The sequence below is a fragment of the uncultured Wocania sp. genome (genome assembly GCF_964021735.1).
Lineage (GTDB): Bacteria > Bacteroidota > Bacteroidia > Flavobacteriales > Flavobacteriaceae > Wocania_A.
On sequence record NZ_CAXIBN010000153.1, the window covers coordinates 1 to 7,581 of the forward strand.

Consider the following 7,581-nt stretch of genomic DNA (forward strand, 5'->3'; position numbering starts at 1 on the left):
CCATTAGAATATTGATTAACTTCTGTTGGTGGGGTTCTCATCAAATTTGAAAAAATGGTTCCAGCTGATGTTCCTGGTCTATTTCTAGTTTCTAAACTTCCACTAAAATCTGTGGTTAACTTAATGTTTTCATTTATTTTGATATCTAAATTTGATCTAAAATTAAAACGATCAAATTTATTATTATCAAATAAAGCATCTTGATATAAATACCCTAAAGATGTAAAGTAATTAACAATATTTTCTTTATCACTACCACTAGCAGAAATATCTATAGACTGCATTAAAGCATTAGGCTTTAAAGTCTCATCAATCCAATCTGTGTTTGGGTGTGTATCTGGGCTTGTTCCATCTAAATACTTTTGCAAATCAGCATCCGTATATGCAGCTGACACACCATCATTTGCATTTGCTTCATTTAATAATAAAGCATAGTTATAAGAGTCTAAAAAATCAGGTGTTCTAGTTGGTGTTTGTATACCAGAGTATAAATTAACACTAAGTGTTGTTTTTCCCTTACCTCTTTTGGTAGTAATTAACACCACTCCATTTGCTGCTCGCATACCATAAATTGCAGAGGCTGCAGCATCTTTAAGTACACTAATGCTTTCAATATCATTGGCATTAACATTATTTAAAGCTCTAGGGATACCATCTACCAAAATTAAAGGTGAATTTCCGTTTAAGGAACTAAGCCCTCTAATTCTAATCGTTGACGCATCACTTCCAGGTTCTCCAGAACTTTGAATTGTTACTACTCCAGCCAATCGTCCAGATAAAGCACTGCTTACATTTGCTGTGCTATTCTTAACAATGTCGTCTGATTTAATAGTTGAAATAGACCCTGTAAGATTTACCTTTTTTTGAGTTCCATAACCAATTACAACAACTTCATCTAATTCAGATGCGCTTTCTACCAGTGTTACATTAACAACTGTTTGATTATTTACAGGTATTTCTTGAGTTGAAAACCCTACAAAAGAAAAAACTAAAGTATCGTCAGAGCTTTCTAAGTTTAAAGAATAGTCTCCGTCAAAATCTGTAGAAGTTCCTTTAGAAGTTCCTTTAATTAATATAGTTACTCCAGGTAAAGGGTCTCCATTTCCATCAACAACTTTACCAGTAACTTTAGTTTGTAATATAGATTCTATATACTCATTTACCATTTTTGGAGTTAGTGACGAAGTAATCGTAGTATCTGATTTTTCAAGTAGTTGTTGAATTTTTAATTTCAACTCTGGTTTGTCTTTTGGAAACAGTATTATTTGATTTCGTATAAAACTATAATCTATATTTGTATTATTAAATAATAGATTTAATACATCATCAATTTTGATATCTTCAACTGTTAAAGATTTCTTTAAGCCTACATTTACAACACTACTATTGTAAAAAAAACTAAAATTACTTTTACTTTCAATTTCTGTAAGAATCCTTTTGATTTTTACATTTTCGGCATTTAACGTAATGTTTTGTGAATAACCTTCAAACGCAAAAATTTTGGTAAACGTAATGCAGAGTAAGACTAAATAAATTTTCATAATCCTGAGAATAGGGATTTTTGAAAAAAAGTGTTGCTTTTTTTTCATACTTTTGTTTGGTTTTAATTGTTAATACTATCGTTGTGTTAATTAATTAGCTTAAGGGGTAGGTGCTGTAACACTTACCCTTTTGTTTTTGTTAATTTTATAATATCTCCTTGTATTGAATAGGTTATTGGTGATGATACTTCAAATAATGCTAAAATTTGATAGATATTTAAATTATCAAACTCGCCTTTATATTTGTAATCAAGTATTTCTTTAGACGTTACATTAAATTTTAAATTATAACTTCTCTCAAGATCTTTAATAACTTGCCGCATTGGCGTATCGTTATAGATTAATTTTCCTTCTTTCCAGGATGTAAAGTTTTCAGTGTTAACTTTTTCTACAATCATTTTGTCTTCCTTCTTTATATAAGTAGCTTTTTGTGAAGGAGATAACTCTACTACAGTATTTTTGTTTTCCTCTATAACTTTTACTTTTCCAGTTACTAATGTGGTTTCTATATTTTTATCTTCTGGATAGGATTTGATATTGAATGATGTTCCTAACACCTTTATTTTCATTCCATTGTTTGTTGTAACTATAAAAGGTTTTTTTTCATTTTTAGTAACTTCAAAGAAAGCTTCTCCTTTTATAGTAACCTCTCTTGTATCTCCGCTAAAATGCTTTGGATAAGATAGAACGCTGTTTGAGTTTAATGTTACTTTTGTGCTGTCTTCTAATATAATTTCTTTTGTTTCAGCTCTTTGAGTAGTTATTAGTATTAATGAATTACTAACAATTGTGCTAGTGTTATTGTTAGCTAAATCATTATTTAACACATGCCATGTTAAGATAGACGATGTTAATATTACCATTAATATAGCAACATATTTATAGGTGTTTTTAAGATTCCTTTTTTTATTTGCTATAAAACCTGACGTTGTGTTTTTACTTTCCCTTAAATTTTTGGCAATATACTTAGCTTTAAGTATTTCATATTGCTTCCTTTTTTTAGGATTATTAAATAACCAATCTACGACCTCTTTTTCTTCTTCGGAAGAAAGCTGACCCTTAATAAGTTTTAAAATGTTTTTATTATTCATTAATAACTACCTTATACATATAATACGTATAAAAACTAAAGTATCCCCTAATTTGTATTTAGAAAGAAATTATAAAAAAGACAAATAATCTCTTAAGGAGAGCTTTAAATGTTTGATAGCCTTAGAGATATGGTTTTCTACGGTTTTTGTAGATATATTAAGTTCTGATGAAATTTGCTTGTGTTTTAACCCTTCAAATCTACTTTTTATAAAAACTAGTCGACATTTTTCAGGAAGTAATTGTACGCTTTCATTAATTAATATAATAAGCTCATTCTCAATTATTGTAGAAGCTGTATTATTTGTTAAAGCATGGAAATTTAGTAAGTTTTTTTGTTGAAGAGAGTTTGTCTCTAATGCCAGTGCATGTCTTTTACTTCGTAAAAAATCAAGACATGTGTTTCTTGTTATTCTAAATAAATAACCCGTAACATTTTTATTTATATCTATTTGGTCCATTTTATCCCAAACTTTCATAAAAACATCTTGCATCACCTCTTCTGCATCCTCATTTGTAGGGACATATTGCTGAACAATATGCAGTAGTAGAGAGTAATGTAAATTGTATAATAAATCAAAAAGATCCTTCTTACTTGATTGATTTATAGAGATAGGTTTTTTTTGTTCTTTCTTGATAATTCAATTAATTAATTTGAGCAATTTAAGAAATATTTAACTATTTGATAATTATTAATGATTTTTTTTGATTATAAGGTCATGGATTAGATCAAGGATTTGACTATTAATATTAAAACTAGACCTAAATACTTGTTTGCTGATAACGATTCTTATAGTTTTACCATAAGATTTTTGAATAATATCAATTCCTTATTAAATTTAGGTAGAACGCTTAAAACATGAGAAGTAAGATGAAAAAAGTAATTTACATAATTATTTTAAGTATAAGTATAGCTTGTAATAGTGAGGATGTTAGCAATTGTTTCCAAAAAACAGGACGCCTTATTCAACAAGAAATACCTGTTGATACCTTTGATAAAATACTTGTTAATCGAGATATTGAATTAATAATTAAAGACGGTAGCACCCAAAAAGTGACTATAGAAACAGGAGAAAATTTATTGAATGATGTAACTGCCATGGTTGTAAATAGTAAGTTAATACTTACTGATAATAACAGTTGTAATTATGTACGCGATTATGGTATAACCAAAGTATATGTAACATCGCCAAATATAATAGAAATACGAAGCTCAACACAGTATGACGTGAGATCTGATGGCGTTTTAACCTACCCAAGTTTAACTATTTTGTCTGAAGATTTTGGAGCTCCCGATACTTTTACTAATGGAAATTTTAGACTTAAAATAGACAATAATACATTCCAATTAGTTTTTAATAATTTATCAAATTGTTTTATTTCTGGTAAAACCGACCACTTGAATATTACATTCGCCGCAGGAACGTCGCGTTTTGAAGGACGCCATTTAGTGGCTCAAAATATTCAACTATGGAATAGGAGCTCTAATGATATGATTGTAAATCCGCAACAAGCAATAAAAGGCAAAATATCAGGTGCAGGCAATGTAATTGCTACAAACAAACCTCCCATTGTTGAAATGGAAGAAGTTTATAAAGGCCGTTTAATTTTTGAATAGATTTACCGACTGTTTGGCTATTTCTAATTCCTCGTTTGTTGGAATCACTAATATTTTAACTTTTGATGTTTCAGTATTTATATCTTTTAATTTTTTAGAATTTGTATGATTCTTTACAGCATCTAACTCTATACCTAAAAAATCTAAATTTTCACAAACCTTTTGTCTGATAAGTTTAGAGTTTTCACCAATACCTGCAGTAAAAACTATAGCATCTAATCCATTTAAAATAGCTGCATAACTTCCAATATATTTTTTTATACGATATACATTCATTTCTAAAGCTAATTGACATGCTTTATTGCCTTTTTCTGCTTCAGCTTCAATATCTCTTAAATCGCTATAACCTGTTAAACCAAACATGCCACTTTTCTTTTGTAATAGCGTGTTTATCTCTGTTAAACTGTAATTATATTTTTCAGCTAGATAAAAAATAATTGAAGGGTCAATATCTCCAGAGCGTGTACCCATAATTAATCCGCTAACTGGTGAAAAACCTAAAGAATGATCAATGCTTTTTCCATTTTTTATAGCCGTCATGCTACAGCCATTACCTAAATGAATAGTAATAATTTTTGATTGTTTTTTTTCTAAATATTCAATAGCTTTTTCTGAAACATATTTATGGCTAGTACCATGAAATCCATACACACGAATATTATGTTTTTCTGAAAAATCGTTAGGAATAGCATATTTATAGGCGTAATCAGGAATGGATTGATGAAATGCCGTGTCGAAAACTGCCACCTGTTTTGCTTTTGGGAAAATAGTTTCGGCTACCTCAATACCTTCTAAATTTGGTGGATTATGTAAAGGTGCTAATGATGATAATGCCTTTATCTTTTCTTTAACGGTTTCATTAATTTCGGTGGTATTACTAAAATGTTTTCCACCATGAACCACACGATGTCCAACAATATTAATGGCATCGGTAGATTGAATAATACCCGTATCTTTATGCAAAAGTTGTTTTGCTAAAAGCTCTAAACCTATTTTATGATTAGGGATATCTTCTGTAATCTCAATGTTATTTTCATCGGTTTTGAATTTGAATTTAGCATCGGTAAACCCAATACGTTCAATTAAACCCGAGCACAGAATAGTTTCTTCTGGCATTTGAAATAGTTGAAATTTTAAGGAAGAACTTCCAGAATTTAAAACTAATACTTGCATAAATTAAAGGTCTTGCGCTTGTATAGCAGTTATTATTACGGTGCTGTAAATATCGTCGGCAGTACAACCACGGCTTAAATCGTTTACAGGTTTGTTAAGCCCTTGTAGCATAGGGCCAATAGCTAAGGCACCAGTTTCTCGTTGTACGGCTTTATACGTGTTATTTCCAGTGTTTAAATCAGGAAAAATAAGCACACTTGCTTGTCCTGCAACATTAGAATTTGGCAGCTTACTTTTACCTATGCGCATATCTACTGCCGCATCGTATTGAATTGGGCCTTCAATTTTTAAATCAGGGACTTGTTTTTTAGCAATTTCGGTGGCTTTTCTAACTTTGTCTACGTCTTCGCCTTTTCCTGATGCGCCAGATGAATAAGATAACATAGCAACTTTAGGTTCAACACCAAAGTTTTGAGCTGTTTTTGCTGATGAAATTGCAATTTCTGCTAACTGTTCTGCATTGGGGTTTGGGTTAATAGCACAATCGCCAAAAATAGATACGCGATCTTCTAAACACATAAAAAATACAGATGATACGATATTAACACCAGGTTTTGTTTTAATGAATTGCAACGCAGGACGCAAGGTGTGTGCGGTGGTATGTACTGCGCCAGAAACCATACCATCGGCATGTCCTTTGTGAATCATCATAGTGGCGAAATATGACACATCAGTCATCGCGTCTTTTGCCATATCTAAATTCACATTCTTATGTTTTCTAAGTTCGTAGAATGTGTTTACATAATCTTCAAAATGAGGCGATTTTACAGGAGAAACGATGTTTATTTCATTAATATTTAAAGCAATGTCGAACTTTTCTAAACGTTCTTTTATTTTTTCTTCTTCACCAATTAAAGTAATATTCACCACATGCGCATCAATTAATCTTGCTGTGGCACGTAATACACGTTCATCATAACCTTCAGGAAGTACAATGTGTTTTTTGTCTTTTAAAGCACGTTGTAATAAGTTGTATTGAAACATTCTAGGGGTGAAAATATCAGATTGAAATGTAATTAAATCATCTGATAATTTATTGGTATCTACATGCTTTTCAAATGTAGCAATAGAGGTTGTAATTTTATCAATATTTTCAGCGTATATTTTAGATTTTATTTTGCCAATGGTGTTGGTAACATGAAACGTACCTGCTTTAGCACTAATTATGGGCACCACGCTAGACAATCCTTCAATTAATTTTAAAATCGGTTCTTCAGGAATTAATCCACCTGTTAATATAATACCAGATATTTTTGGATAATTTTTAGAAATATTAGCTTGTAATGCACCTAGAATGATGTCGGCTCTATCGCCAGGAGTAATAACCAAAGCATTCTCTTTTAAATGCGTTAAGTAGTTGCGTAATTGCATAGCCCCTACACTAAAGTTGTCAATTTGGTTGTTAATCATGTCTTTACCAAAAAGGATAGTGCCATCTAGCATTTTTAAAATTTCTTTTAAAGTAGGGCTTGCTAAACTTTTTATTTTAGGAATAACACTAATATCGGTTCCGTTGTTAATACGGTTTTTTAATTGTGTTTTTAATTCTGGAAGATGATTTGGGTCAACTTTATTGGTCATTATTGAAAGAACATCAACTTCTTCTTTAAAAGTGTCATGAGCCAATTGTACGTTGTCAACAATTTCTTTTACATCTTTTCCATCGCCTTGCGACACAATAATAACAGGTAATCCTAAATTTTTAGAAATTAAGATATTAATATCTAATTCTAAACTAGAATTTTCATGAGAGAAATCGGTGCCTTCAACCAATACAAAATCAAAGCGTTCTTCCAGATATTTATATTTTTTAATAATCTCATCAATAACATCACCAGATTTTCCTTGGTTGTATAAGTCGAGTACTTCATTTCTGGTATAAACAAATGTTTTTTTGTAATTAATATCAATTTCAAAATAGGAAATCACAGTATTTATATGATTGTCCATTTCTCCATTTTCGGTATCTTCTATTATGGGTCTAAAATAACCTACCTTGGCAGTTTTTCCTAAAAGCATTCTCATTAAACCAAGTACGGCAACAGATTTACCACTGTTAGGCTCAATTGTAGCTACATAAATTCCTTTACTCATGTGTTGTTTTTATAGTACAGCAAAGATAGTTTATTGCTTGCTTTTGGAAAGATGATTTTTGTCATG

Annotated in this window: 6 protein-coding genes; 1 reads left to right on the forward strand and 5 read right to left on the reverse strand. The window is 30.5% G+C overall.

Annotation, left to right across the window (positions count from 1 at the left end):
- From AADI82_RS12105 to AADI82_RS12115, 3 genes are all read right to left on the reverse strand, one after another.
- A partial coding sequence (locus AADI82_RS12105) for a SusC/RagA family TonB-linked outer membrane protein (protein ID WP_341216690.1) occupies window positions 1-1,541 on the reverse strand: 1,541 nt, incomplete at its 3' end.
- A 122-nt stretch (window positions 1,542-1,663) separates the two neighbouring features.
- Window positions 1,664-2,632 carry a FecR family protein gene (locus AADI82_RS12110; RefSeq protein ID WP_341216691.1) on the reverse strand — a complete coding sequence of 323 codons (969 nt, stop codon included), beginning with the start codon at window positions 2,630-2,632 and terminating at the stop codon, window positions 1,664-1,666.
- Between the two features lie 69 nt (window positions 2,633-2,701).
- Entirely contained in the window at window positions 2,702-3,271 is a 570-nt protein-coding gene (locus AADI82_RS12115) for an RNA polymerase sigma-70 factor (RefSeq protein WP_341216695.1), read from the reverse strand.
- Window positions 3,272-3,501: 230 nt separating this feature from the next.
- Here AADI82_RS12115 and AADI82_RS12120 point away from each other — a divergent pair, with 230 nt between their 5' ends.
- On the forward strand, window positions 3,502-4,248 hold the full coding sequence (locus AADI82_RS12120; protein WP_341216692.1) for a head GIN domain-containing protein: 747 nt from the start codon (window positions 3,502-3,504) through the stop codon (window positions 4,246-4,248).
- Here the strand turns inward: AADI82_RS12120 and AADI82_RS12125 are convergent.
- Together AADI82_RS12125 and pta are read right to left on the reverse strand one after the other, a co-directional pair.
- Window positions 4,234-5,421, reverse strand: coding sequence for an acetate kinase (locus AADI82_RS12125; RefSeq protein WP_341216693.1), 1,188 nt, complete (start codon window positions 5,419-5,421; stop codon window positions 4,234-4,236). The genes AADI82_RS12120 and AADI82_RS12125 overlap by 15 nt on opposite strands.
- A 3-nt stretch (window positions 5,422-5,424) precedes the next feature.
- Window positions 5,425-7,515 carry a phosphate acetyltransferase gene (gene pta, locus AADI82_RS12130; protein ID WP_341216694.1) on the reverse strand — a complete coding sequence of 697 codons (2,091 nt, stop codon included), beginning with the start codon at window positions 7,513-7,515 and terminating at the stop codon, window positions 5,425-5,427.
- Window positions 7,516-7,581 lie beyond the last annotated feature (66 nt).